At 66.6% G+C, this 24,907-nt stretch carries 21 protein-coding genes; 9 read left to right on the top strand and 12 right to left on the bottom strand.

Features of this window, described 5'->3' with window-relative positions; all coding sequences use genetic code 11:
* Nucleotides 1–7 precede the first annotated feature (7 nt).
* The 3 genes from VE25_RS10040 to VE25_RS10030 form a co-directional block, all read right to left on the bottom strand.
* Complete coding sequence (locus VE25_RS10040; RefSeq protein WP_046108477.1) at nucleotides 8–334, bottom strand: NIPSNAP family protein; 327 nt, start codon at nucleotides 332–334, stop codon at nucleotides 8–10.
* 2 nt (nucleotides 335–336) lie between these two features.
* The gene (locus VE25_RS10035) at nucleotides 337–1,668 is read right to left on the bottom strand and encodes a mandelate racemase/muconate lactonizing enzyme family protein (RefSeq protein ID WP_046108491.1); all 1,332 of its coding nucleotides are present in this window, start codon (nucleotides 1,666–1,668) and stop codon (nucleotides 337–339) included.
* 123 nt (nucleotides 1,669–1,791) lie between these two features.
* Nucleotides 1,792–2,484: a GntR family transcriptional regulator gene (locus tag VE25_RS10030; protein WP_046108476.1), complete on the bottom strand. Its 693-nt coding sequence runs from the start codon at nucleotides 2,482–2,484 to the stop codon at nucleotides 1,792–1,794.
* A 229-nt stretch (nucleotides 2,485–2,713) separates the two neighbouring features.
* Here VE25_RS10030 and VE25_RS10025 point away from each other — a divergent pair, with 229 nt between their 5' ends.
* The 6 genes from VE25_RS10025 (at nucleotide 2,714) to VE25_RS10000 (ending at nucleotide 9,361) form a co-directional block, all read left to right on the top strand.
* Entirely contained in the window at nucleotides 2,714–4,213 is a 1,500-nt protein-coding gene (locus VE25_RS10025) for an extracellular solute-binding protein (RefSeq protein WP_083988851.1), read from the top strand.
* A 68-nt stretch (nucleotides 4,214–4,281) separates the two neighbouring features.
* Nucleotides 4,282–5,247, top strand: a complete 966-nt coding sequence (locus tag VE25_RS10020) for a carbohydrate ABC transporter permease (protein WP_046108475.1) — start codon at nucleotides 4,282–4,284, stop codon at nucleotides 5,245–5,247.
* 3 nt (nucleotides 5,248–5,250) lie between these two features.
* Complete coding sequence (locus tag VE25_RS10015; protein ID WP_046108474.1) at nucleotides 5,251–6,135, top strand: carbohydrate ABC transporter permease; 885 nt, start codon at nucleotides 5,251–5,253, stop codon at nucleotides 6,133–6,135.
* Nucleotides 6,136–6,146: 11 nt separating this feature from the next.
* Nucleotides 6,147–7,247: an ABC transporter ATP-binding protein gene (locus VE25_RS10010; RefSeq protein ID WP_046108473.1), complete on the top strand. Its 1,101-nt coding sequence runs from the start codon at nucleotides 6,147–6,149 to the stop codon at nucleotides 7,245–7,247.
* A 180-nt stretch (nucleotides 7,248–7,427) separates the two neighbouring features.
* The gene (locus VE25_RS10005; RefSeq protein WP_046108472.1) at nucleotides 7,428–8,582 is read left to right on the top strand and encodes a mandelate racemase/muconate lactonizing enzyme family protein; all 1,155 of its coding nucleotides are present in this window, start codon (nucleotides 7,428–7,430) and stop codon (nucleotides 8,580–8,582) included.
* A gap of 32 nt (nucleotides 8,583–8,614) precedes the next feature.
* Entirely contained in the window at nucleotides 8,615–9,361 is a 747-nt protein-coding gene (locus VE25_RS10000; RefSeq protein ID WP_046108471.1) for a ribonuclease activity regulator RraA, read from the top strand.
* On the opposite strand, the gene VE25_RS09995 is transcribed toward VE25_RS10000, so the two are convergent.
* The 5 genes from VE25_RS09995 to VE25_RS09970 all read right to left on the bottom strand — a co-directional run bounded on the left by VE25_RS09995 (nucleotide 9,362) and on the right by VE25_RS09970 (nucleotide 16,300).
* Complete coding sequence (locus VE25_RS09995) at nucleotides 9,362–10,423, bottom strand: ABC transporter ATP-binding protein (RefSeq protein WP_046108470.1); 1,062 nt, start codon at nucleotides 10,421–10,423, stop codon at nucleotides 9,362–9,364.
* Nucleotides 10,420–13,119, bottom strand: a complete 2,700-nt coding sequence (locus VE25_RS09990; RefSeq protein WP_052731867.1) for a DUF8487 domain-containing protein — start codon at nucleotides 13,117–13,119, stop codon at nucleotides 10,420–10,422. Before VE25_RS09990 ends, VE25_RS09995 begins: the two co-directional genes overlap by 4 nt.
* 72 nt (nucleotides 13,120–13,191) lie before the next feature.
* Nucleotides 13,192–14,490: an ABC transporter substrate-binding protein gene (locus VE25_RS09985; protein WP_160299975.1), complete on the bottom strand. Its 1,299-nt coding sequence runs from the start codon at nucleotides 14,488–14,490 to the stop codon at nucleotides 13,192–13,194.
* Nucleotides 14,491–14,567: 77 nt separating this feature from the next.
* Nucleotides 14,568–15,410, bottom strand: coding sequence for a carbohydrate ABC transporter permease (locus VE25_RS09975; RefSeq protein WP_046108468.1), 843 nt, complete (start codon nucleotides 15,408–15,410; stop codon nucleotides 14,568–14,570).
* Nucleotides 15,407–16,300, bottom strand: a complete 894-nt coding sequence (locus VE25_RS09970) for a carbohydrate ABC transporter permease (RefSeq protein ID WP_046108487.1) — start codon at nucleotides 16,298–16,300, stop codon at nucleotides 15,407–15,409. The genes VE25_RS09975 and VE25_RS09970 overlap by 4 nt, the downstream gene beginning before the upstream one ends.
* Before the next feature lie 157 nt (nucleotides 16,301–16,457).
* Here VE25_RS09970 and dgoD point away from each other — a divergent pair, with 157 nt between their 5' ends.
* The 3 genes from dgoD to VE25_RS09955 all read left to right on the top strand — a co-directional run bounded on the left by dgoD (nucleotide 16,458) and on the right by VE25_RS09955 (nucleotide 19,179).
* Nucleotides 16,458–17,630 (top strand): galactonate dehydratase, encoded by a 1,173-nt coding sequence (gene dgoD, locus VE25_RS09965; protein ID WP_046108467.1) that lies wholly within the window; start codon nucleotides 16,458–16,460, stop codon nucleotides 17,628–17,630.
* Between the two features lie 4 nt (nucleotides 17,631–17,634).
* A complete protein-coding gene (locus tag VE25_RS09960) occupies nucleotides 17,635–18,396 on the top strand; it encodes an SDR family oxidoreductase (RefSeq protein ID WP_046108466.1) in 762 nt (253 codons plus the stop codon).
* 66 nt (nucleotides 18,397–18,462) lie between these two features.
* Nucleotides 18,463–19,179, top strand: coding sequence for a FadR/GntR family transcriptional regulator (locus VE25_RS09955; protein ID WP_046108465.1), 717 nt, complete (start codon nucleotides 18,463–18,465; stop codon nucleotides 19,177–19,179).
* Here the strand turns inward: VE25_RS09955 and VE25_RS09950 are convergent.
* Genes VE25_RS09950 through VE25_RS09935 form a run of 4 tightly spaced genes read right to left on the bottom strand, consistent with a single transcriptional unit; the run spans nucleotide 19,176 to nucleotide 24,899 of the window.
* The gene (locus VE25_RS09950) at nucleotides 19,176–21,689 is read right to left on the bottom strand and encodes a hypothetical protein (RefSeq protein WP_046108464.1); all 2,514 of its coding nucleotides are present in this window, start codon (nucleotides 21,687–21,689) and stop codon (nucleotides 19,176–19,178) included. The genes VE25_RS09955 and VE25_RS09950 overlap by 4 nt on opposite strands.
* Nucleotides 21,686–22,729, bottom strand: a complete 1,044-nt coding sequence (locus VE25_RS09945) for an ABC transporter ATP-binding protein (protein WP_046108463.1) — start codon at nucleotides 22,727–22,729, stop codon at nucleotides 21,686–21,688. The genes VE25_RS09950 and VE25_RS09945 overlap by 4 nt, the downstream gene beginning before the upstream one ends.
* Nucleotides 22,722–23,759: an ABC transporter ATP-binding protein gene (locus VE25_RS09940; RefSeq protein WP_201776073.1), complete on the bottom strand. Its 1,038-nt coding sequence runs from the start codon at nucleotides 23,757–23,759 to the stop codon at nucleotides 22,722–22,724. The genes VE25_RS09945 and VE25_RS09940 overlap by 8 nt, the downstream gene beginning before the upstream one ends.
* A gap of 9 nt (nucleotides 23,760–23,768) precedes the next feature.
* Nucleotides 23,769–24,899 carry an ABC transporter permease gene (locus VE25_RS09935; protein ID WP_046108462.1) on the bottom strand — a complete coding sequence of 377 codons (1,131 nt, stop codon included), beginning with the start codon at nucleotides 24,897–24,899 and terminating at the stop codon, nucleotides 23,769–23,771.
* Nucleotides 24,900–24,907: the final 8 nt, after the last annotated feature.

Genomic DNA, 24,907 nt, shown 5'->3' with positions numbered 1-24,907 from the left:
TTGCCCCCTATTTGACCGACGAGAACGATGTCGGCGCCAGCAATTGGTTGGAGACGTTGGCGAGGAGGGGGCCCTCCCTTTCCGACTCCTCCTTGACCCTTATCCATTCGGGATCGGTGACGAACGCCTGCCATTTCTTCTCGCGCTCGGCCAAAGACTCCCAGGCGAGAAGGTAAGTGAGGCGCAAATAGCTCTCGCCTATCATGGTCGTGAAGAAACCCGCCTGCCGGATACCGTGCTTGTCGAAGAGCCCCAGCGTGTGGTTCTCGAAGCGCGCGAGCAGCGCCGGCATCTTGCCGGGCATGGCGTCGTAGATTCTCAGCTCGTAGATCATTCTCAGCTCCAGGTCCGGTCCCAGGAATATTCGTGGTCCCAGTGATCGGTCGGCTGCCAGATGCCGGTGACACCGGGCTGCAGGTGCTGGCTGATGACCTCGTCGACGACATCGTCGATGCCAAGGCCCGGCTTATCGAGCACGGTGATGAACCCGTTCTTGACCAAAGGCTTGGGCAGGCCCGTGACGATGTCGTCCCACCAGGGCACGTCGACGGTATGATATTCGAGCGCCATGAAGTTCTCCGTCGCGACCGCGACGTGGGCGGCCGCCATCGCGGCGATCGGGCTCTCGGCCATGTGGATGGCCATGGCGATGCCGTGTTCCTGGGCGGCGTCGCCGATCTTCTTGGTCTCGAGAATGCCGCCCGAGGTGAGCAGATCGGGGTGGATGACCGAGATGCCCGATTTCAGCAACGGCTCGAAACCTTCGCGCAAGTAGATGTCCTCACCGGTGCAGATCGGCACGGTGGTCGCCTCCTGCAGCTGGCGGTACTGGTCGGCGTATTGCCAGGGGATCACGTCCTCGAGCCAGGCGGGCACGTATTTCTCGATGCGGCGCGCCAGCCTTATGCCGTTCTGCAGCGAGATGTGGCCGACATGGTCGATGGCGAGCGGGATCTCGTAGCCGATGACCTCGCGGACTTCGTGGATGTACTGCTCGAGCAGGTCGATGCCCTTGTCGCTGAAATGGAGGCCCGTGAATGGATGGCGCACGTTGTGGATGTCGTAGACCGCATTGCGGGCCCGGCGGTCCTCCATGGACCGGACCGGACCGCGACCGGGGCGCAGGCGATAACTTTCGAGCGAGCCGGCCGGGGCGACGACGGCGCCGGGCACGTCGGCGATCTGCATGAGGCCGAGGTCCATCTTGAGGAAGGTGTAGCCGAGGTCCATGCGCTCCTTGAGGCGCTTGCCCGTCTCGGCGCCGCTCGGAACCGTCGCGTCCGTGTCGCAGTACATGCGCACCTTCTCGCGGAAGCGTCCGCCCAGCATCTGGTAGATGGGAACGCCATAGGCCTTGCCGGCGAGGTCCCAGAGGGCGATCTCCACGGCCGACACGCCCCCGCCCTGCCGGCCATGGCCGCCGAACTGCTTGATGCGGCGGAAGAGCCGATCGACGTCGCAGGGGTTTTCGCCCAAAAGCCGGCTCTTGAGCATCAGCGCATAGGTCGCGCTCGCCCCGTCGCGCACTTCGCCGAGCCCGACGATGCCCTGGTTGGTGTAGATCTTGACGAGCGCCGAGGTGAACGGCGCGCCCACGATCTCGGCGACCCGCATGTCGGTGATGCGCAATTCGCTCGGCCGCGAGGCCGTGCGGATGTTATTCTCGATGACCTCGCCGGCCTCGCGTTCGTTAAGCTCCAACGTCAATGTCCCCTCCTCTTGACCATTGTCGCGCTCCCGAACCGCAAAAGTGGTACCCACTTTTGCTGGGAACGCTCCGAAATTCGGCCGCTAGGCCGGCCGTAAGTATTTCGCCGCCCGCATCTGCTCGATGATGTGGCGGCCCGAACCTTCGACGTGCCGGGCAACGACCGCCGCGGCGCCGTCCGCGTCCTGCGCCCTGATCCGCTCGATGAGTGCGCGGTGCTCGGCGATGACCGAGGCGCGGCGGGTGAGCGACGTCGGGTATCGGCGGGCGATGGCACGCAGGATCTCGCGGTGCTTCCACCAGAGCTCGGCCGCGTGCCGGTTGTAGTGCCGGTCGTAGATGATCTGGTGGAAGCGCGTGTCGAGCCGGCCGTGCTGGGCGGCATCGGCAAAATTCAGCGCCTCGATGTCGGCCTGCGCCTCCTCGAGCGTGACGATGTCGGCATCGGTCGCGATCGAGACGAACCACTTGGTCAGGGCTGGCTCGATCAGCATCTCGATCTCGATGATGTCGCGCACGAAATCCTCGTCGATGGCGACAACCCGCGCGCCGCGGTTGGGCTCCATCGACACGAACCCCTCCCCGCGCAGCTGCTGGAGCGCCTCGCGCACCGGATTGGTCGAGGTGCCGTAGCGTTCGGCGAGGTCCGCGACCTTCAACCGCGCGCTGGGCTCGAGCCGGCCCGAGATGATGTCCTCCCGGATCATCTCGTAGATCGAAGCGGGCGCATCGAGGCTGCTCTCGGCAAGGCCGGCAAGGGTGGTGACATCGCTCATAGCGCCTGTTTATGCGCCTTTTTTGGGCAAGCCAAGCCGGTTCGCACGCTAAACTTGGAAAATAATGTACGATCCAAGCAATATTGACAGATAAGTTTGAGTCTGAAACTCTCCTTTGCGGAGAAACGGGGAAACAAGCCCGACCCGAAAAGGCGCAGCCCGGACTGCGGCAGGCCAGGTGCGATCGAGGGGGTCGCGCGGTCATCCGGCGTTGGAGGAGGGAATATCGATGACGAATTCGCAAGGCCGCGCTCCGCGGCCCGCACGGTCGACTCGTCGCCAGGCCGCAGGCCGCGCCGTGGCGGCGCTGGTCATCGCGTCGCTGCTGTCGAGCACCGCCTACGCCCAGAGCGTCGACCTCAGCCAGTGGTCGCCGGAATACATCCGGTCCATCGCCGGCACCGAGGAGTTCGACACCGCCGGCCACTGCGCCAGCGTCGTGCCGCTCGATTACGAGGGGCGCCTCACCTACTGGTGGACCGGCCCGACGGAAGCCTCGCCCCAGATCGAGCACCAGATCAACGAGGAGTTCTGGGCGGCCTGGGCCGAAACCTATCCCAATATCGAAACCGACGCGCAGAACATCGACTACAACCAGCTGCTCGACCGGCTGCGCACCACGCTCCTCGGCAATGCCGGGCCGATGGTGGTGCGCCTGCAGATCCTGGGCGGGGTGGAGTTCGCCTCCAAGGGCTATTTCCAGGAACTGGCGCCCGAGGACATCGGCTACCCCACCGCCGACTTCTGGCCCGGCGCCATGAAGTCCGTGACCTGGCAGGGCACGACCTATGGCGTGCCCACCAACAACGAGACCATGGCCCTGATCTGGAACGCCGACATCTTCGAGCGGGCCGGGCTCGACCCGGAAAGCCCTCCGGCGACCTGGGACGATCTCGTCGCCTACTCCAAGCAGATCCACGATGAATTGGGCATCTCCGGCTACGGGCTCGTGGCGCGCCAGAATGCGGGCAACACCCCGTTCCGCTTCATGCCCCAGCTCTGGGCCTATGGCGGCGGCGCGCTCGACGAGGCCGAGGAGAACCCGACCTACGAGACCGTCCAGCTCAACAGCGAGGGAGCCGTCGCGGCGCTGCAGGCCGCATATGATATGTACGTGCGCGACAAGTCCGTGCCGACCTCCGCCCTCACCAACACGCAGAACGAGAACCAGGCCCCGTTCATCGCCGGCCAGTTGGCCATGATGATCGCCCACCCGTCCGAATACGCCAAGATGGTGGACCTGGCGGGCCTGGCCACCGGCGCCGACAAGGAGATCGCCGACACGGTGGTCGAGAACATGCGCTACGGCCTCATTCCCGAGGGTCCGGAGCGCCGCGCCGTGGTGTTCGGCGGCTCCAACATGCACTTCGTCCAGCCCGACTATGTCGAGGGCGGGTTCGACGAGCAGGCCGCCAAGGCGTTCGCCTGCTTCTGGAACAGCCCGGAATGGTCGACCAAGCTCGCCTGGACGGGCTCGAATCCCGGCAATCTCGCCGGCTTCAAGACGCAGTGGATGAAGGAACGCCTCGACACCATCAAGTTCCTCGACGTCACCACCTCCATGCTGCCCAGCGGCATCCCGTTCCCGGTCATCCCCGAGGCCACCGAGATCATGAACATCATCGTTCCCGACATGCTCCAGAACGCGCTGACGGAACGCATGAGCGTCGAGGAGGCGGCGGCCGACGCCGCGGCCAAGGTCGAATCCCTGCTCGGCGGCGGCCTCTGACCGCCACTGCTCAAGCCGGCGGCGCCAGCCGCCGCCGGCACCTTACTCTCGCAGAAAGGACGGGCCCCGTGAGCATCGCGACGGGACGGGCCGCAGGCCCATCGACCAGCCAGGCGGCGAGCCGCGCATCCGGCATCCTCGGCCGCGTCATCGCGCACCGTACCGATTATCTCTACGTGCTGCCGGCGCTGATCGTGATGCTCGTGGTGATCGCCTTCCCGATCTACTACACCATCGAGCTGAGCTTCTTCAGGACCCCGCCCAACCTGCAGATGCGCGACAAGATCTGGACCGGGCTCGACAACTACGTGACGGTCCTGCGCTCGCCGGTCTTCCACGAGGTGACGATCAACACGATCATCTGGACCGTGGCCTCGACGCTCGTCGCCTTTCTCCTCGGCCTCGGCGCGGCGCTCTCGCTGCACCGCGAGTTCGTCGGGCGCGGGGTGATGCGCGCCCTGCTGCTCATTCCCTACGTCGTCAGCGCCGTCGCCGCCTCCTACGTCTGGAAATGGCTCTACCACTCCGATTTCGGCGTCATCGGCGCGATCGCCGTGCAGCTCGGCCTCACCAGCGAGCCGATCAATTTCCTCGACAACCGCCAGACGGTGCTGGCCTCGCTGATCGTCGTCAACATCTGGAAGGAATTCTCGTTCGCCATGGTGATGCTAATGGCGGGCCTGCAGACCGTGCCCGAGCAACTGCTGCGCGCCGCCCAGGTGGATGGCGCGAGCGCCTGGAACCGCTTCTGGCACGTGACATTCCCGCACCTGCGAGGCGTTTCGATGGTGACCGTGCTGCTGCTGATGGTGGCCAACTTCAACTCCTTCATCATCCCGTTCGTGATGACCGGCGGCGGCCCGGCCGACGCTTCCCACATCTGGATCACCCACATCTACCAGCTGGCGTTCGGACGCCAGCAATGGGGCGTGGCCTCCGCCTACGCGGTGATCCTCTTCATCGTGATGATGACGCTCGGCTACTTCTACGTGAAGGCGCTGACGCGCGGCGACGAGAACCGGGCGGGAGGCTGACCAATGGCGACGATCTCCGAAACCGCGATCCGCCCCGTCGTCCGGAAACCCATCGACTGGTGGCGCTGGGCCGGCCGGTTCTTCCTGACGTTCCTCCTGCTCTTTACCGTCCTGCCCATGGCCTGGATGGTGCTGACCTCGGTCAAGTCCCAGTTCGCGGCCATGCAGTACCCGCCGCAATGGTGGCCAACCGAGCCGACGCTCAACAACTATTTCAAGCTTCTCGATCCGCGCAACCGCATCGGCCAGGAGTTCCTGCGCTATTTCTGGAACAGCTTCTACGTCTCGCTCTTGACCACCATCCTCGGGGTCGTGGTGGCGGTGCCGGCGGCCTACGCCTTCTCGCGCTTCCGCTTTCCCGGCCGCAACTTCCTGTTCTTTGCGGTCCTGGTGCGCAACATGTTCCCGGCGGTGGTGTTCCTCATGCCCCTCTTCCTGCTGATGCGCTGGATGGGGCTGGTCAACACCCACGGCTCGCTGATCCTGACCTACCTCACCTTCGGCCTGCCGCTCTCGATCTGGCTCCTGAAGGGCTTTTACGACAACATCCCCATCCAGCTGGAGCAGGCGGCGCGCATCGACGGGGCGACGCGCTTCCAGGCGTTCCTCTTCATCGTCATGCCGCTCTCGACGCCGGGCATCATCGCCACCTCGATCTTCTCGTTCATCGGCGCCTGGAACGAATACGTCTACGCCTACACGTTCCTGTCGCGCGACCACCAGATGACGCTGCCGGTCGGCATCCAGCGGTTCTTCACCGAGTTCGCCACCGACTGGCCGGGCCTGATGGCGGCGACGTTCATGATGAGCGTGCCGGTCGTGGTGCTGTTCCTCGTCCTGCAGAAATATTTCGTGCGCGCCCTCACCGAGGGTGCGGTCAAGCATTAGGAGTTCGTCCCATGGCCGAGGTGGTCCTCAAGGACGTCATGAAGAACTACGGCAGCCTCTATGCCGTCAACAACGTCTCCTTCACCGTCGAGCACGGCGAATTCGTCGCCCTCGTCGGCCCGTCCGGGTGCGGCAAGACGACGACGCTCAACCTCGTCGCCGGGCTCATCCCAATGTCGGGCGGCGACATCTCGATCGGCAACCGCATCGTCAACGACCTCGACCCCAAGGACCGGGACATCGCCATGGTGTTCCAGAACTACGCGCTCTACCCCAACAAGTCGGTGTTCAAGAATCTCGCCTTCCCCCTGCAGATGAGGAAGCTCCCGAAGGCCGAGATCGAAGCAAAGGTGATGCAGGCGGCCAAGATCCTCGACATCACGCACCTGCTGGAGCGCCGCCCGCGCGAACTCTCGGGCGGGCAGCAGCAGCGCGTGGCGCTGGGACGCGCGCTGGTGCGCGATCCGGCGGTGTTCCTGATGGACGAGCCGCTCTCCAACCTCGACGCCAAGCTGCGTGTCGCCATGCGCTCCGAGATCAAGCGCTTCCACCACAACCTCAACGCTACCGTCATCTACGTCACCCACGACCAGCTCGAGGCCGTGACCATGGCCGACAAGATGGCGGTGATGCATGGGGGCGTCCTCCAGCAGTACGACTCGCCCGCCAATGTTTTCGCCAACCCGGTCAACACGTTCGTTGCCAGCTTCGTCGGCAGCCCGGCCATGAGCCTCATCCCGCTCGACGTGGTGGGCAAGGGCACGGACGTGGCGCTGAAGAGCCCCGAGGAAGGCTGGGAGCTGCCGCTTTCGGCCCAGAACGCCAGGAAAGCGACGGCATCCTCCCAGGGCACCGTGGTGCTGGGCGCGCGGCACTCGACCTTGAAGCTGCACAAGTCGCCGGTGGCGGGAAGCGTGCCCGGCAAGGTTTATACGGTCGAGCCGACCGGCGACGTCACTTTCGCCCAGGTCTTCGTCAGCGGCGCCGTGGTCAATGTCAGCCTCGAGCCGACCGCCCCGATCGCGCCGGACGAGGAGGTCTTCGTCGAGTTCGACCAGCAGCGCCTGCACCTCTTCGACGGCCAGACCACCAACGCGCTGAAGGCGGCATGATTGGACAGGTCCTTTATCTCGAGAAAGGCCCCCTCACCCGCCGCTGCGCGGCGACCTCTCCCCCAAAGGGAGAGGTGTTGGTGGCTCAGCCCCGATGCCCCTTCACCTCTCCCTCGGGGGAGAGGTCGGCCCGAAGGGCCGGGTGAGGGGGCCTTCCTTCTTCGTCCATCAGGCCAATAAATGAAAATCACCGCTATCCTGCCTTACCCCGTCTGGGTCGGCACCCGTAACCAGCTCATCGTCAAGATCGAGACCGATGAGGGCATCCATGGCTGGGGCGAGAGCGGCCTGTCCGGCCGCGAGAAGGCCGTCGTCGGCGCCATCAAGCACTACCGCGAATTCCTCATCGGACGCGACCCGATGGCGATCGGCGCGCTGTGGCAGGAAATGTACCGCAGCCAGTATTTCGAGGGCGGACGCGTGCTGACCGCCGCGATCTCGGCCATCGACATCGCGCTCCACGACATCAAGGGCAAGGCGCTCGGCGTGCCGGTCTATGAGCTTCTCGGCGGCAAGCAGCGCAACCATATCCCGACCTTCGCCACCACCCGCGGGCCCTGCGGGCCGGAGATGATCGAGCAGGCGAGGGAACTGATGGCCGGCGGCTGGACCGCCATCCGCCTCTTTCCCGCCGACCATGGCAGCCGCGGCATCTACGAGCCGCGCCAGAGCATCGCCGAGACCGCCAAATGGTGCGTCAAGGCGCGCGAGGAGCTGGGTGACGAGGTGGTGCTCGGCGTCGACTACCACCATCGCCTGTCGGTCGCCGAGGCCGCGAGCTATTGCCAGAAAATGCCCTCGGGCACGCTCGATTTCCTCGAGGAGCCGATCCGCGACGAGACGCCGGAGGCCTACGAGGCGCTGCGCAAGATGACGGACGTCCCCTTCGCCATCGGCGAGGAGTTCGCCAGCAAATGGCAGTTCCTGCCCTACATCGAGCGCAACATCCACCAGTTCAACCGCATTGACGTGTGCAATGTCGGGGGCCTCACCGAAGCCATGAAGGTCGCCGGCTGGAGCGAGGCCCATTACGTCGACATGATGCCGCACAACCCGCTGGGGCCGATCTGCACGGCGGCGACCATCCATTTCGCGGCGGCCGTCGCCAACTTCTCCTGGCTCGAGACGCGCGCCTCGCCCGGCGAGCTCTACCACGGGTTCGACAATGCCGAGATCTTCCCCGTCCAGCCCCGGCTCGAGGGCGCCGTCTACAAGGTGCCGGAGACCCCCGGCCTCGGCGTCGAGGTCGACGAGGAGCTGGTCAAGAAGCAGAGCTTCAAGTTCTGGGAAGCCCCGCATCTGCGGCGTATCGACGGGTCTATCACCAATTGGTAGCCGCGCACGTTTTTCTCAAGGAGATTTGAGCCATGACGCATACGCCCGACATCGTACGGCCGCCGAGGGAAATCATCGAGGCGCTGAAAGGCATCGGCGCGGCAACCGTCGCCGGCACGCTCGGCCACATGGGCATCCGCAACCCGCATATCATGGGGCCCGTAAGCTGGAATCCGGGCAAGTCCGTCGTCGGTCCTGCGCTGACGCTGCAGTTCATGCCCAAGCGCGAGGACCTTTACGGCGAGGGCGAGTATTCCGATCCGGAAAAGCAGCTCCACCGGCACGTGCTCTACCATGTGCAGGCCGGCGATATCGTGGTGGTCGACGGGCGCGGCGACATGACCGCCGGCGTCTTCGGCGACATGATGTCGACCTACTTCAAGGGCCGGGGCGGGGCCGGCATGATCATCGACGGATGCCTGCGCGATTACCCGAACCTCAAAAAGCTCGACCTGCCGCTCTGGGTGCGCGGCTGGACACCGAACTTCCATACACAGACCGGCCTGATGCCGTTCGCCGTCAACGTGCCGATCGCCTGCGGCGGAGTGACGGTGATGCCCGGCGACATCATCGTTGCCGACGACGACGGCGCCGTGGTGCTGCCGGTGGCGCTGGCGCCCGAAGTCATCGCCAAGGCGGCCGAGCACCATGAGTGGGAGGATTTCTCCCGCATGAAACTGAAGGAAGGCGCGCCTTTACAGCGGTACTATCCGCTCCATGCCGACGCGCGCGGCGAATATGAGGAGTGGAGGAAGCTCAACCCGGTGAAGCCGTTGTAGCTACCGCACCCGCTTGCCCGCCTCATCGAAGATCAGCGCGTCGGCCGGCTTGAAGCCGACGGTGATGCGCTCGCCGGGCTTGGCGCGGTCGCCGCCGCGCTGCTCGATGACGATGGATTGCCCATCGCTCATGCGTGCGTAGGCGACAGAGGTGCCGCCGAGGTTCTCGACGACATCGACCGAGACGGATAGATCGGCGCCGCCGATGCCGGCCTCGTCGAACTGCTCCGGGCGGATGCCGACGGTGACGGGCTGGCCGGCGAGCTTGCCGGCGACAGCCGTAGCTATGGAAATGCCGCCGAACGCGACGGTGCCGTCGGCATTGGCGGTGCCGGAGAGCATGTTCATCTTGGGGCTGCCGATGAAGCCGGCAACGAACGTGTTGTCGGGATCGGCATAGAGCGCGGTCGGGCTGCCGGCCTGCTCGATGCGGCCGGCGCGCAGCACCACGATCTTGTCGGCGAGCGTCATCGCTTCGACCTGGTCGTGGGTGACGTAGATCATCGTCGCGCCGAGGTCGCGGTGGAGTTTGGCGATCTCGACGCGCATCTGCACCCGCAGCTCCGCATCGAGGTTCGAGAGCGGTTCATCGAAGAGGAAGGCGCGCGGCTGGCGCACGATGGCGCGCCCGATGGCGACGCGCTGGCGCTGGCCGCCGGAAAGCTGGGCGGGCTTGCGGTTCATGAGCTCGTCGAGCTGCAGGATGCGGGCGGCGTCGAGCACGCGCCGGTCCGCCTCCTCCTTGCTGGTGCCGGTCATGCGCAGCCCGAAGCTCATGTTCTGGCGTACGCTCATATGCGGATAGAGCGCGTAGGACTGGAAGACCATGGCGAGGCGCCGGGCGGACGGCTCGACGTCGTTGACCACCTGCCCGTCGATAGCGATCTCGCCGGCGGTGACATCCTCAAGGCCGGCGATCATGCGCAAGAGCGTGGACTTGCCGCACCCGGAAGGGCCGACGAAGACGCAGAACTCGTCGTCCTCGATGGCAAGGTCGACGCCGTGGATGACCTTGTTGGCGCCGAACGATTTCTCCACACCGCGCAGCTCGATTGCCGTCATGCCTTGATCCTTTCCCACCAGGCCGAGACCGCTTCGGCCTCGACCACCGGTCCCCGGGTTTGGCCATTCGCCGCATAGTTGGCAAGCGCCTTGCGCAATGCGCGCGCGACGGGACGGCCCGAAAGATCGCTCTCGAGGTCGATGGCGCAAACAATGAGCCGGCCCTTGCCGACCCGTGCCTCGGCCAGCATCACGAGGTCGCGGTTTTCGTTCCAGTCGTCGATGACCCGGATGATCGGGGCAAAGCCGATGCCGGCGATGTCGAGGGCGCGACGCTTGAACGTCAGCTCCCAAAGATGCCAGTCGCTGTGGCGGGCGATGGGGAACTGCGTAAAGACCGGATGGTCCGTCTCGTTGAGGAGGCCAAGCGTGTGCGGCTCCTGTCCGTCGGTCCAGAGCGTGTTCCAGAAGGATGAGGTGTGGCCGAGCGCGGCGTTGGGCTGCATCGCATCCGGCGCCGGGCTGAAGACGATGGTCTCGCCGGCGGCGACGCGGGCGAGGATGGCATCGTCGAGGGCATCGACAATGGTGACGGGCGCGGCCGCCTTGTCGGCGGGCATAACCCAGACGCCCCAGCGGTTGCGGTACTCCGTGCCCTCGACGGCAACCACGAGCTCATAGCGACCTGGAGCCACGAGGCCGTCCGTCGCGACCTCGATGCGGCCGACGTCGTGGAGATGGCCGGTCGTGAGCTTGCCGGGTTCGAGCACGCCCGAGGCAACGGCAGTCCCGCCGTCGTTGAGCGACCAGGCGATGCGCGGCCCATCGAGATCGGCCGGGCCGAACTGGGCCACCTGCACGTCGGCGGCGAAGGTTTCGCCGGCCTCGCAGACGAACCTCTCCGCGCGCACCAACGGCACGATCGGCGCGCAGAACTCGCGGAACTGCTCGGGCATGACGTAAGGCTTCTCGTCCCAGAAGGAATCGACGACGCCGACGAGGGCGGTGCCCTGCCCCGGAAAATCTTGGAGGCCGAGGAGCTGCGTGCCGGGGAAGTCGCGGGTGCGGAGCGCCGCTTCCATCTCCTCCTTGTAGAGGGCGGTCTGCAACGCGCCGCTCGCGAGCATATAGTCGCGCGCCAGCGGCAGCAGGCCCTTCTTCTCGAGGTCGTCGCGCACCATGATGAAATTGCGCGCCTCGAGGACGCCGGTGTACTTCTCGATCTCCTCGAGGTTGGGATAGACGCACCACTGGCCGGTCTCGTGGCTGACGAGGGGCATGGGCACGCTGTCGCGCCACTCGCTCCAGTCGGTCAGGGTTTCGAGCGGACGCGCATTGAGGCGCCCGTCGAGGCCCTCGCCCCAGCGCTGGTTGCGCGGCTCCGGCTTGGAGATGTAGTCGGCGCGCTTCATCGTCGGCCAGCCGGAGCCGCCCGTATAGACGCGCCGGTCATCGCGCGCCTTCCACTCGTCGACGAAGCGCTCGATGAAGGGGTGGAGGCCCGAGCCGTTGAGTTCGTTGCCGACGCACAGCATCACGAAGCTCGGATGGTTGCCGTAGTCGGCAACGATCCGCTCGGCCTCGGCGCGGATATAGCGATCGAGATTGGGGTCGGAACCGAGCACCGGCCAGACCGGCGTCTCGACGTGGAGGAGCATGCCCATCTCGTCGGCGACCTCGAAAGCGGCGCGCGGCGGGCAATAGGAATGGTAGCGGATGTGGTTGAGGCCGTAAGCCTTGGCCGTGCCGAAGACTTTGCGCCAGCCGGCGTGGTCGGTGGGCGGGTAGCCGGTCAGCGGGAAGATGCAGCAATCAAGCGTGCCGCGCAGGAACACCGGCCGCCCGTTGAGCGTCAGCCGCCTGCCCTCGCGGCGGAAACTGCGGATGCCGAAGGCGACGGCGCGCCGGTCCTGCGGGACGCCGTCGCGCAGCCACTCGACGGTGAGGCGATGGACGACGGGGGCGAACTCGTCCCAATGGCGAGCTTCGCCCGGCAGGTCGACCTCGATCTCGACGGGCGTATAGCCGCTGTCGATGGTGACGGGGTGCGTGAGCTCCAGCGGCGCTGTGCCGTCGCCGAACGCGAAGCGGAGCTTGAGCCGGTCTTCATGCGGCTCGGTCCAGTAGAGCGGCCAGCGGTTATCGGGATCGAAGGCGTCGAGCTCGATCCGCACCCGCGCCTTGTGGTCCGGCGCGAAGACGTCGACCCGGGCAATGGAGGCGCGCGCCGCCTCGATGCGCAGGTATCCGACGACGCCGTTCCAGTTGGTCTGCGTGTGCTCGGTCTTGGAATGCGCGACATCGGGCATGCCGTTGCGCGCGATGGCGTCACCGACCGCCTCGAAGCGGGAGTTGTCGATCATCAGGACCACGCGGTGCTTTCCGGCGGCGAGCGGACCGATGAGGAAGCGGTTCTGCGTCGAAAGGCTCTCGTCGCGGCCGATCTTCAGGCCATCGACCCAGACGTTGACCTCACCATGCGGACGCTCGAGCGCGAGGTGGTGGAAAAGCCCGTCGGCCTCCGCCGCAACCTCGAACTCACGCGCGTACCAGGCCTTGCCGACATATGGGTGGCGCCGGCTTAGATGCGCCATGGTGCGGCCGGTGGTCAGCGGCGTTTTCTTGGCCTCGTCGACGCTGCCGGGCAGACGGATGGTGTCGGAGAGCTCGCCCTTGAACCAGGCTTCGGCCTCACCGCGACCTTGCGGATCGAGCGCAAAGGACCATTCGCCGTCGAGCGGGGTGGAAAAGAGCATTTCGCAGAACCTTGCCGATGAACGTGGGACGGCGGGCGCGCCACGCGCCCGCCGGAAGGAATGGTGCCTGGCCTACATCCTGGCTTCGACTTCGGCCTTGGCGGCGGCGAGCGCCTCGTCGACCGTCGCGACGCCGCGCGCGACGTTGTTGATGGCGGTGCGCATGGCGGCGATGGCGACGGTGTCGCGCGCGTCGAGCTCGACCGGGATCAGCTCGGCCTGGACCGGCGCGAAGATCTCGTTGACGTTCTGCTCGCCGTAGTAAGGGTCGGCGAAGTTCATCCAGTCCTGCTCGAGGGCTGGCATATAGGCCGGGTAGAGGTCGTCGTTCTGGTACTGCTGCTTCAGGCTCTCGTCATTGGTGACGAGCCAGTGGACGAACGCCCAGGCGGCTTCCTTGTTCTGCGAGGTCTCGAGAATGCCGATATAGTCGCCGCCGCTGTTGAACGAGCGGTTGCCCTCGGTGCCCGGCGCCGCAGCGACCGCCCACTGGCCCGACTGGTCGGTGGCATAGGCGCGCTTCAGGAGCCCGCCGAACCAGTTGCCGTAGAGGACGGTGGCGAGCTGCCCGCGCTGGAAGGCGCCCTGCCATTCGGGCGACCAGGCGGTGAAGGGCGAGATGAGCCCGGCTTCGCCGGCCTCACGCACGCGCTCCAGCGCCTCGCGGAACACCGGCTGGTCGAACTGCAAATTGCCCTCGGCATCGAAATAGCTGATGCCGGTCTGGGCGATCATGGCGCGCAGGATCTCCTCGCCATTGCCGATGAGCCAGCGCTCGTTGGGCACGACCAGTTTCTTGCCCTCTTCGATGAACGCATCCCAGTCAGAGAGGAGCTCGGCGACTTCCGCCGGGTCGGTGGGCAGGCCCGCTTCCTCGAAGATATCGCGGCGGTAGAACATGCCGCCCGGCCCGGTGTGCTTCGGGAGCGCGACGATCTTGCCGTCCGGCAGCGTCACGTTGGAGACGGTGAAGGGGGCAAAATCCTCGATGAACTCGCCGGCGTTGTAGGGCGCCTGGGCGAGATCGACCCATTGCGGGCGCTCGCGCAGGAGCGCCAGCTGCGCGATCTCAATCATCGCCACGTCCGGTCCGCTGCCGCTCAAAAGCGCGCGCTGCAGGTTGTTGAGATAGGCGTCGTTGGCGTTGGGAAAGCCCTGCACGTTGACGGTGATGTTGGGATAGGCCGCGTTGAACGTCGGCATGAGCGCGGCGAACGTGCGGTCGTTGTTGGGCCACGTCCAGACGCTGATCGTGCCCGAGATCTCGGTGTTGGGCGTCGCCGCCCCGGTTGCCGCCTCCTGGGCGAGCGCGGGCGTTGCGAGCGCAACTCCCAATGCGAGGGCCGCGAGACCCTTGGTCCATAGTTTCATGAGCATTCCTCCACTTGGCTATCATTGCCGCCGCTTCCTTGCGGCGCGTGTTGCCGGCGCGGGGCATCCTTGCCGGTTCATTTGACGGCGCCCGAGGTCAGCCCGGCGATGAACTGCCGGCTGAGGAGCGCAAAGAGCACGAACACCGGCACCAGCCCCATAAGGGTCGCGAGCATCACCGCCGGCATGTCCGAATAGTGCGTGGTCGAGAGCATGGTGAGCGCCAACGGCACGGTGAACTGCGAGCCTTCGGCGAGCACCACCAGCGGCAGCTGGAAATCGTTCCATGTGCTGATGAGGGTCCAGACGGCGAGCGCCGCGAGCCCCGGACGGATGATCGGCAGCACCACGAAGAAGAAGGTCGAGAGCCCCTTGGCCCCATCCATCTCGGCAGCTTCGTAGAGCTCGCGCGGGATCGTCGAGCCGATATAGGTGTACATCCAGACGACCCCGAACCCGGAAGCGAGCGCCGGCACGATCAGCGGCCAGAAGGTGTTGAGCCAGCCGAACCAGCTCATCTGCAGGAAGAACGGGATGAGCGCGAGCGAGGGCGGGAAGAACAGCGTCGCGAAGGTCATCACCAGCAGGAACCGGTGGCCGGGCGCGCGGGTATAGCGGGCAAAGCCATAGCCGGCGAGCGCGCTGACCAGCACCAGCCCGGCGGTCTTGGGCACCGCGACGACGAGGCTGTTCCAGATCGGCCGGAACGGCGGGAAAACGTTGGCGATATTGAAGTAGTTCTGGACGATGTTGCCCCCGTACCAGAGCGGCGGCGGGAACTGGAACACCTCGGACAAGGTGCGGGTGGCAAAGACCGTCGTCCAGTAGAGCGGCACGATGAAGAGCAGCGAGACGAGCGCCAGCACGACCGTCACGAGGAGGTTGAAGCGCCGTTCGCGGTTGGCGAGGAGCTTCCTCATGCCGCCGCCCCCGCCTGTGAGCGCCGCACGATCACCTGGTAGACGACGGTGAAGACCACGACGGCGGCAAAGATGTACCAGGAGACGGCCGAGCCCAGCCCGAAATTGAACTGGGTGAACGCCGTTGCATAGAGGTACATGCCCAGCGTCGTCGCCGCGTTGTTGGTGCCGCCTGTGCCTTGCGTCAGGACATAAGGCTCGTCGAACATCTGCAGGCCGCCGAGGGTGGCGGTGATGATCGAGAAGGCGAGCGAGGGCAGGAGCAGCGGCACGGTGATGCGCGAGAAGATCGGCCAGCGCCCGACGCCATCCATGCGCGCCGCCTCGTAGATATCGCGCGGTATGGCCTGGAGGCCCGCAAGGAAGATGATCATGTGCCAGCCCGTCCAGCGCCAGACGACGAGCAGCACCACGAGCGGCTTGATCCAGGCTTCCGAGCCCAGCCAGTCGAAATAGCTGGGCGTGCCGGTGACGGCGCCGGAAAGGAGGTTCACCAGCCCGCCATTCGAGGTGAAGAAGACGCGCAGGATGATCGCCGCGATCGCCGGCGCGACGAGCAGCGGCAACAGGAACACCATGCGGAAATAGGTCTTGCCGGAAACGACGTACTCGTTGACCAGCACCGCGAGCCCGAGCGCGAGCCCGACGGTAATGAGCGTCGACCAGAACCAGAGATAGACCGTGTTGCCGATCGCCTTCTGGAAGATCGGATCGCGCAGGGCCTGCGCGTAGTTGGCGAACCCGACGAACTGCGGATCGGAGAACCCGTCCCACCGGTTGAAGCCGAGATAGAACGAGAAGGCGACCGGGAAGACCGAGAACACCAGGAAAATGAGGAAGAACGGCGCGATCGACGCGTAGAACGCGCCGTTCCGCCGGATCTTCAACATGCTCCTACCGCCGCGGCCCTGCGCCATGCGCGCCACCTCTCGTTCCATTGCGATCAAATAATCAGATGTTTAATTGCAGTGTCAAGGTCGCTTTCGGCGACTTGACCGCTCGACCATGCATCGTTACACCTGAAACATCTGATCTTTGGGTACTGGCGTGAAAATCACCTCTGTCTCGACGCGGGTCGTCAACGCGGAAATGCGCAACTGGGTGTTCGTCAAGGTCGAGACCGACGAGCCGGGGCTCTTCGGCTGGGGCGAGGCGACGCTCGAATGGAAGACCCGGGCCGTCGTCGGCGCCATCGAGGACCTCGCTCCACTCCTCATCGGGCGCGATCCGCGCGACATCGAGCAGGCTGTGCGCGCCATGACCAAGCAGTCCTTCTGGCGGCTGGGCGCCGTCGGCATGAGCGCGGTCTCCGGGATCGAGGTCGCGCTCTGGGACATTTTCGGCAAGCACTTGAATGTGCCCGTCTGGCGGCTGCTCGGCGGCAAGGTGCGCGACAAGGTGGCGGTCTATACCCACCTCGGCATGGGCGACATGCGCGCCGTCTACGAGACCAACGACGTCGAGCCGCTGATCGAGCGGGCGCGCGAGGTGGTGGGGGAGGGCTACAAGGCGTTCAAGGCCGTGTTCGTGCCCTATACCCACTTCCATGCCCCGCTCCCGGCCGTCGACAAGGTCGCGCGCATGATGGAGGGCCTGCGCGAGGCGGTGGGCGACGCGGTCGAGATCATGGTCGACTTTCACGGCCGCCCCGCATCGGCGGGCGCCGCGCTCGCCTATATCGAGGCGCTGGCGCCCGGCCGGCCGATGTTCGTCGAGGAGCCGGTGCAGCCGGGCGATTTCGCCAGCCTTACGAGCCTTTCGCGCCGCACCTCGGTGCCGCTGGCGACCGGCGAGCGGCTGATCGACCGCGGCGAGTTCGACGCGCTCTTTGCAACGGGCGCCATCGACATCGTCCAGCCCGACATCTGCCATTGCGGCGGGCTGCTCGAAGCCAAGAAGATTGCCGCCCGTGCCGAGGTGCTGGGCATCGGCGTTGCCCCGCACAATCCGCTGGGACCGATCGCCGGCGTCGCGGCGCTGCATTTTGCCGTCTCGACGCCCAACCACGTCATCCAGGAGGAGATGGTGGGCGCCGTGCCCTGGTACTACGAGGTGGTGGATGGCCCGATCCGCCGGATCGACGGCTTCTGGCAGGTGCCGGAGGCGCCGGGCCTCGGCATCACCGTCGACGAGGCGGCATGCGCGCGCTACCCCTATGCCCAGGAAGTTCTCCACACCCAAAACGCGGTGCTGGAGGACGGCACCATCGTCGACTGGTGATCCCATGCGCCTCAAGGACAAGATCGCCATCGTCAGCGGGGCCGGACGCGGCATCGGCAAGGCCATCGCCGAGGCATTCGCACGCGAGGGCGCGAGCGTCGTCATCGCCGAGCGCGATGTGACTACGGGAACGGCGGCGGCGAACGAGATCGGCGAGCGGGCGCGATTCATTGCGACCGACGTGACCGATCAGGGCTCCGTCGATGCTATGCGCGACGCGATACTCGCCGCCTACGGGCGCATCGATATCCTCATCAACAATGCCGGCATCAACGTCTTCCACGACCCGCTGGAAACGAGCGACGCCGAATGGGCGCGCTGCATGTCGGTCGACCTGGAAGGCGTCTGGCGCATGTGCCGGGCGGTGCTGCCCACGATGCGGGCGCAGCAGGATGGCGCCATCGTCAACATCGCCTCCTCGCACGCCTTCACCATCATCCCCGGCACCTTCCCCTACCCCGTCGCCAAGCACGGGCTGCTCGGGCTCACCCGATCGCTCGGCATCGAGTATGCGGCAGACAATGTGCGGGTGAACGCCATCTCGCCCGGCTACATCGAAACCCAGCTTGCTCTCGATTATTGGAACGAGTTCCCCGACCCGGAGGCCGAGCGTCAGCGCACCTATGACCTCCATCCCCCGAAGCGCATCGGCCGGCCGCTGGAGGTGGCGATGACCGCCGTGTTCCTCGCCAGCGACGAGGCCCCCTTCATCAACGCCGCCAACATCGTCATCGATGGGGGCCGCTCGGTGCTCTACCATGAATAGGCCCGATTGCCGGATGTCCGGACCGTTGCTACCAGATGGAACGAGCCATCGCGGAAAGGCGCGCATGTGACCATCGATCCGGACGCAAGGACGCTGATCAAGCCACGCGTGCACAAGCACGTGGTCAAGACGCTGGCCCAGCGGATCCTGCGCGAGGACTTGAAGCCCGGCGCCCTGCTGCCGCCCGAGGCCGACCTTTGCGAGGAGCTGAAGATCAGCCGCAGCGCCTTGCGCGAGGCGGTCAAGGTCCTCGGCAACATGGGCCTCGTCAGCACCCGCCCGCGCACCGGCACGGTGGTGCGCAACCGCGAAGACTGGAACTTGCTCGACCAGGACCTCCTCGCCTGGTCGATGGAGATCGCCCCGAGCCCGGAACTGGTGCTGAGCCTCATCGAGGCGCGCCAGGCGATCGAGCCGGCCGCGGCGCGGCTGGCGGCGCTGCGCGCCTCGGCCGCCGAGCTCGTACCGCTCGAAGACGCCTATAAGCGGATGAGCGAGGCCAAGGCGCGCCAGGACTTCAACGCGTTCAACCGCGCCGACATCGATTTCCATACTGCGCTGCTGCGCGCCAGCGGCAACATCGTCTTCCAGCAGCTCTCCAACACCATCGGCGCGGCGCTCGCCTATTCGTTCCGCATGACGGTCGAGCGCGCCCGCGAGCCCGGCGCGTCGCTGCCCAACCACGGCGAAGTGATCGAGCGCATCCGCCAGCGCGACAGCGAAGGCGCCGCCGCCTCCATGGCGCGGCTCCTGCGGATCGCGGTGATCGACTTGGGTCTCTAGCCGAACCGGCTTGCCGCCAGCCGCGTCACGGCCGGCGCGACGGTGGGATTGGGGAAGGCCCAGCGCTTGCCTTCGACGCTGAGGCCGTCATGCCAGCTGAGGCAAAGTTCCGGCGCATCGGGGCGGGTGAGCCGCAGCGTCATCGCCATCTCGTCGAGCGTCAGCGTTGTCCGGTCAAGCACAGCATGGAATTTGGCAAACGCCTGCGCTCCACTACCCTCAGCGACGACAACCACCCAGCCGGTGCGGCGGCCGCAGACGCGGAATTCGCGGCCGGCGCCGGGGCCGTTCCTGACGGGCGCGATCGGCCCGGTCGCCCCGAAGGCAGCAAGGCCTTCGCCAGACTGCACGATGAGCCAGTTGCCGTGGAGCTGCCGGTGCGCGAAGCCTTCGGCTGAGACATAGGCGTGAGTGAAATCGATCCGCGCCCTCTCCCCGACGTCGAACAGCATCAGCGCGGCGTTCTCGAACTGGCCGACGCGCGGCATGACCCCGTTGCCGGCCCAGTAGGACGGACGCTGGTGACCCCAGGGATCGTCCTCGCCCGGATGGTTGACCCAGGCGCGCGCGAACGGATGCGCGGCAAAACGCACGTCGATGAGGTGCTGCTGGTGCCCCTTGGCGCCCGGCCTGCCGTCGACGGTCGTCGAGAGCTGCACGTGGCGGGTCTTGTAGAGCGCGAGCCGCCCTGCCGCCCCATGCCCTTGCACATAGTGCGCACCGATCGCGGCGCCCTCGGGCGGGCTGACATAGTCGGCGAGCCCCTCGGGCGGCGCGTAGCGGCCAAGCAGCAGTTCGGGCAGCGAGGCGACGCCCGCGTTGAGCCAGCCTTCGCCGAAGGCGACGGCGACAAAGGGCGCGAGCTCGGTCAGCGGGCCGGCGCGAAGCTCCTTGTCGTAGGCGCGGCCCATGCTGCCCGCCGCGACGCCGCCGAGGGTGTGCAGCGCGATCATGGTGAAGAGCCGGTCGGTCAGTGCCCGAGCCCGCCCCAGGATCGGCTCCGGGGCGAGCTCGGCAAGGGCGAGGAGGCCGATGAAATCGACCGGGTAGTAGGCGGCCGAGTTCCACTCGGCGAGCCCGTCGCGCTCGACGGCGTCGAACCAGCGGCCGAGCCTTTCCTCGGCGATCCGCGCCTGCTCGGCGCCGGTGCGCCCGGAGGCGGTGAAGGTCTCCTCGGGGAAGAGCCGGCCGGCGAGGAGCTGCGAAACGTGGAAGCACAGCACATGGTTCTCGCTCCAGAACCACATCACGTCGTTGCCCGGCTCGTCGACCCAGTAGCGGTAGTCGAGCACGGCGCGGTATGTGCGCGCAGCAAGATCGGCAGGCAAGCGCCCGCACCAGGCGCCGTAGGCCCAGAGCAGCGGCACCATGACGAAGTCCGAGCAGTCGCGGCGCTCCTCGATGCTGAGGAGCGTCTCCTCCAGGATCAGGCGCAGGCGCGGATCGTCCTCGCGGCCGGTCGCCAGCAGCACCAAGGCCGTGCCCATGCGGCTCTCGCCGTGGATGGCGAGATGCTCGAGCGCGACGCGCTTGCGTTCCTCGAGCGTTGCGCCGAGCGAACGTGGCAGCGGATCGTGGAGGATGGCGCAGCCGATGCTGCGCCGGGCGCTCACCCCGCCGGCGGTGAAGGTGAGGTGCAGGTCGTGGACGCCCTGCAAGAGCTCGCCGCCCTTGCAGATGTCGAGTCTCGACATGCCGGCTTCGAGGGTGAGGTCACGCGCGAAGATGACGGCGCGCGCGTGCGACGCGCGCCGGATTTCGACATGGACGCCGACCGTCTCGGGCACCGGTGCATCGAAGACGAGGCACAGGGGTTCGTCGCGCGCGACGAACTCGCCGGTCGGCCGCACGCTTTGCGCCAGCGCCTCGAGCACGGCGCTCGCCGCGACCGGCACGGCGCCGGGCAGGCGTGCATGCATGGGGGTGGGTGAGATCAGGCAGAGCTCGAAGAACCAGTTGGTGTCGCGCTCGGCCATCTCCTCGGTCAGCACCACGACCTCGCTGCCGTTAGCCTTCAGCGGCAGGCCGATCTCGCGGCGCTGCTCGACATTGCGGGTATAGGGCTCGAAGCGCGCCTGAAGGACGCCATCGACCCAGACCTGGACGCCGCCGCAGGTCGCGATCTCGAAGCGGTATTCACCATCGGCCGGCGGCACCAGCACCGTGCGGCACCAGCGCGAGAGGCGCGTCGGGCGGTGGCAGAACCGGGTGAACTCGACCCGCCGGTTGGCGCCCGGCAGGTTGAGGCTTTCCACGGGCCAATCCGTCTGGAGGACGAGCACGCGCTGCGCCAGCTCCTTAAAGAGTGCGATGCGGCAGGGGAGCGTGCCGACGTCGACGAAGCCGTTGATGAAGTGGTAGTCGACCCGATCCTCGGCCAGCGACGGCTCGCCCGGATAGTAGCGCGCATCGATCGGCGAAAGCGCCCAGGCGGTAACGCTCCCGCCCGGCAGCAGGGCGAAGAGCGCCTGCGCTTCGGCGCCGGGCGACAGGTTCGTCTTCTCGTTCATGCGGCGACACCCGAAAGGTTGAGATCCTCGGCGAAATGGCAGCGCACCTGCCGGCCCGCCACCGGACGCAGCGCCGGCACCTCGGTACGGCAGCGCTCCTGCGCGTAGGGGCAGCGCGGGTGGAACGTGCAGCCGGTGGGCGGATTGGCCGGGTTGGCGATCTCGCCGGTGATCTTGATGCGCTTGCGCGTGCGGTTGCCGCGCGGGTCCGGCTGCGGCACGGAGCCCATCAGCGCTTCGGTATAGGGGTGGAGAGGCTTGGAGAAGAGCGCCTTGGTGTCGGCGATCTCCATCAGCCGCCCGAGATACATGACCCCGATACGGTTGGCGATGTGCTCGACCATGCCGAGGTCATGGGTGATGAAGAGGTAGGTCAGCCCAAACTGCTCCTGCAGATCCTGCAGCAGGTTGATGTTCTGTGCCGCGACCGACACGTCGAGCGCCGAGACCGCCTCGTCGGCGGCGATGAACGAGGGATTGAGGGCGAGCGCGCGGGCAATGCCGATGCGCTGGCGCTGGCCGCCCGAGAACGCATGCGGATAGCGCAGAATGAATTCGGGCCGCAGCCCGACGACCCGCAGCAGTTCCGCCACCCGGTCGCGGATTTCGCCCCGGCTGCCGACGCCGTGGATGACCAGCGGCTCGCCGACGAGCTCCAAGAGGTTCATGCGCGGGTTGAGCGAGGAATAGGGATCCTGGAAGATCATCTGCATCTCGCGGCGCATCTCGCGCATCTGCCGCTCGGAGAGGCGCGAGATGTCGACGACCTCGCCGCTGCCGCGCCGGAAGAGGATCGAGCCGTCGGTCAGCGTATAGGCGCGCAGCATCAGGCGCGCGACGGTGGACTTGCCCGACCCGCTCTCGCCGACGAGCCCGAAGGTCTCGCCCTTCCTGATGTCGAGCGAGACGTCGTCGATGGCCCTGACCTCCCCGATCTGCCGGCGCAGCCACCCGGCATGGATGGGAAAGTACTTCTTGAGGTTGCGCACGGAGATGAGGGTGTCGTCGTCCATCGCCGGCATGTTGGCTCGGTCAAGCATGGGCGGCCTCGGCGAAGGTGTCGGCGAAATGACAGCGGGCGGATTGCCCGTTGGCGAACTGGCGCTGCGGCGGGGTCTCGACGTCGCAGACGCCCGCGACCGCATGGGTGCAGCGCGGGTTGAAGGCGCACCCGGCCGGCACGCTGAACGGATCCGGCACCATGCCGGGAATGGTCGGCAGGCGCCGGCCTTGGTCGACGCCGAGCCGCGGGATCGAATTCAGCAGCGCACGGGTATAGGGATGCTTGGGCGCATAGAAGATGTCGTCGACGCTCGCCGTCTCGACGATGCGCCCCAGATACATCACCGCCACCCGATCGGCGATGTCGGCCACCACGCCGAAATTGTGGGTGATGAAGACGATCGCCATGCCGGATTCGGCCTGCAGCTCACGCAAGAGGTCGAGGATCTGCGCCTCGGTGGTGACATCGAGCGCCGTGGTCGGCTCGTCGGCGATCAGGAGGCTCGGATTGCACGAGATGGCGAGCGCGATCATGGCGCGCTGGCGCATGCCGCCCGAGAGCTGGTGCGGATAGTTGTCGAGCATCTGCTGCGGGCGGGGCATGCGCACACGGGCCAGGAGGTCGGCGGCCCGCGCCCGCGCCGCGCGCTTGTCGAGCCCCATATGGAGCTGGATGGTGCGGCAGATCTGGTCGCCGATGGTGTGGACCGGCGAGAGCGCCGTCATCGGCTCCTGGAAGATCATGCCGATATGGTTCCCGCGCACCTGCCGCACGGCGCGGCTGTTGCGCTCGAGCGCGGAAAGCTCGAACTCCTCGCCGGTGCGCGGACGCAGGCGTATCCGCCCGCCGGCCGCCTGAGCGTTGCGCGGCAGCAGCCGCATGATGGCGCGCGCCGTGATCGACTTGCCCGAGCCGCTCTCCCCGACGATGCCCAGCACCTCGCCCTTGTCGACGTGGTAGGTGACGCCGTTGACGGCCTTGACCAGCCCCTCGCGCATGGGGAAGTGCACGTGCACGTCCTCGAGGTCGAGGAGCCGTTCGGCGGGCATTGGTGCTTTGGTGTCCATCGCCCGCTCCTATTGTCCATAGGGATCGGCCGCGTCGCGCAGGCCATCGCCGAGGAAGTTGAAGGCCAGCACCGTCAGCACCACCGCAACGCCCGGCGAGAGCAGCCACGGAGCGAGGGAGATGGAGCGGAGGTTCTGCGCGTCCTGCAGCAGCACGCCCCAGCTGACCACGGGCGGGCGCAGGCCGAGCCCGAGGAACGAGAGCGCCGTTTCGCCGAGGATCATCTCGGGCACGGCGAGGGTGAGCGCCGCGATGATGTAGGAGGTCATCGCCGGCAGCATATGCCTGGTGATGATGCGGTATTCGGAGGCGCCAGCGAGCCGGGCGGCGAGCACGTAGTCCTCGTTGCGTATGGCGAAGAACTGGCCCCGCACCACCCGCGCCAGATGCGTCCAGCCGATGAGCGCCAGGATCAGCGTGATGATCACGTAGACGATGATCGGGTCCCAGGCGATGGGGAGCGCCGCCGCGAGCCCCATCCACAACGGGATCGTCGGGATCGAGCGGATGAACTCCATGAGGCGCTGGATCGCCCCGTCGATCCAGCCGCCGAAATAGCCCGAGATCGAGCCCAATGCGAGGCCGAGGACGAAGGCGAAGATGACGCCGACGAGTCCGGCCGAGAGCGTCACCCGCGCCCCGTGCATCAGCCGCGAGAACACGTCGCGCCCGAGATTGTCGGTGCCGAGGAGATTGACCTGCTCGCGCCGGTCGTCGACGCCGAAGAGATGCAGGTCGCTCTGGAAGAGCCCGAAGAAGCTGTAGCTGTGGCCGCGATAGAGGAACTGGATGGGCAACACCGTCTCGCGGTCCTCGGTGAAGGTCACCCGGGCCGTATCAGCGTCGCGCTCGCGCTCGAGGCCGTAGACGAACGGGCCGACGAAACGGCCTTCATGGAAGATGTGGATGGCGGTCGGCGGCGCCAGGGTGCGCAGCCGCTCGAACTTGAAGGGGTCATAGGGCGCGACGAACTCGGCAAACAGCGCCGACAGCGCGAGAATGATGAGAAACCAGAGCGAGACGACCGCGAGCACATGCTTGCGGAAGCGCCGCCAGACGAGCTGCCATGGGCGCGCGGTATAGAGGTTTTCCTTGGCTGCGTCGGCAGCGGCGGGCGCCGGAAGAGCCTGATCGGTCATGTCGCAGC

The sequence above is a fragment of the Devosia geojensis genome, assembly GCF_000969415.1.
Taxonomy (GTDB): domain Bacteria; phylum Pseudomonadota; class Alphaproteobacteria; order Rhizobiales; family Devosiaceae; genus Devosia; species Devosia geojensis.
The sequence above is the reverse complement of the archived record's forward strand: the minus strand, read 5'-3'. Positions and strand labels throughout refer to the sequence as shown.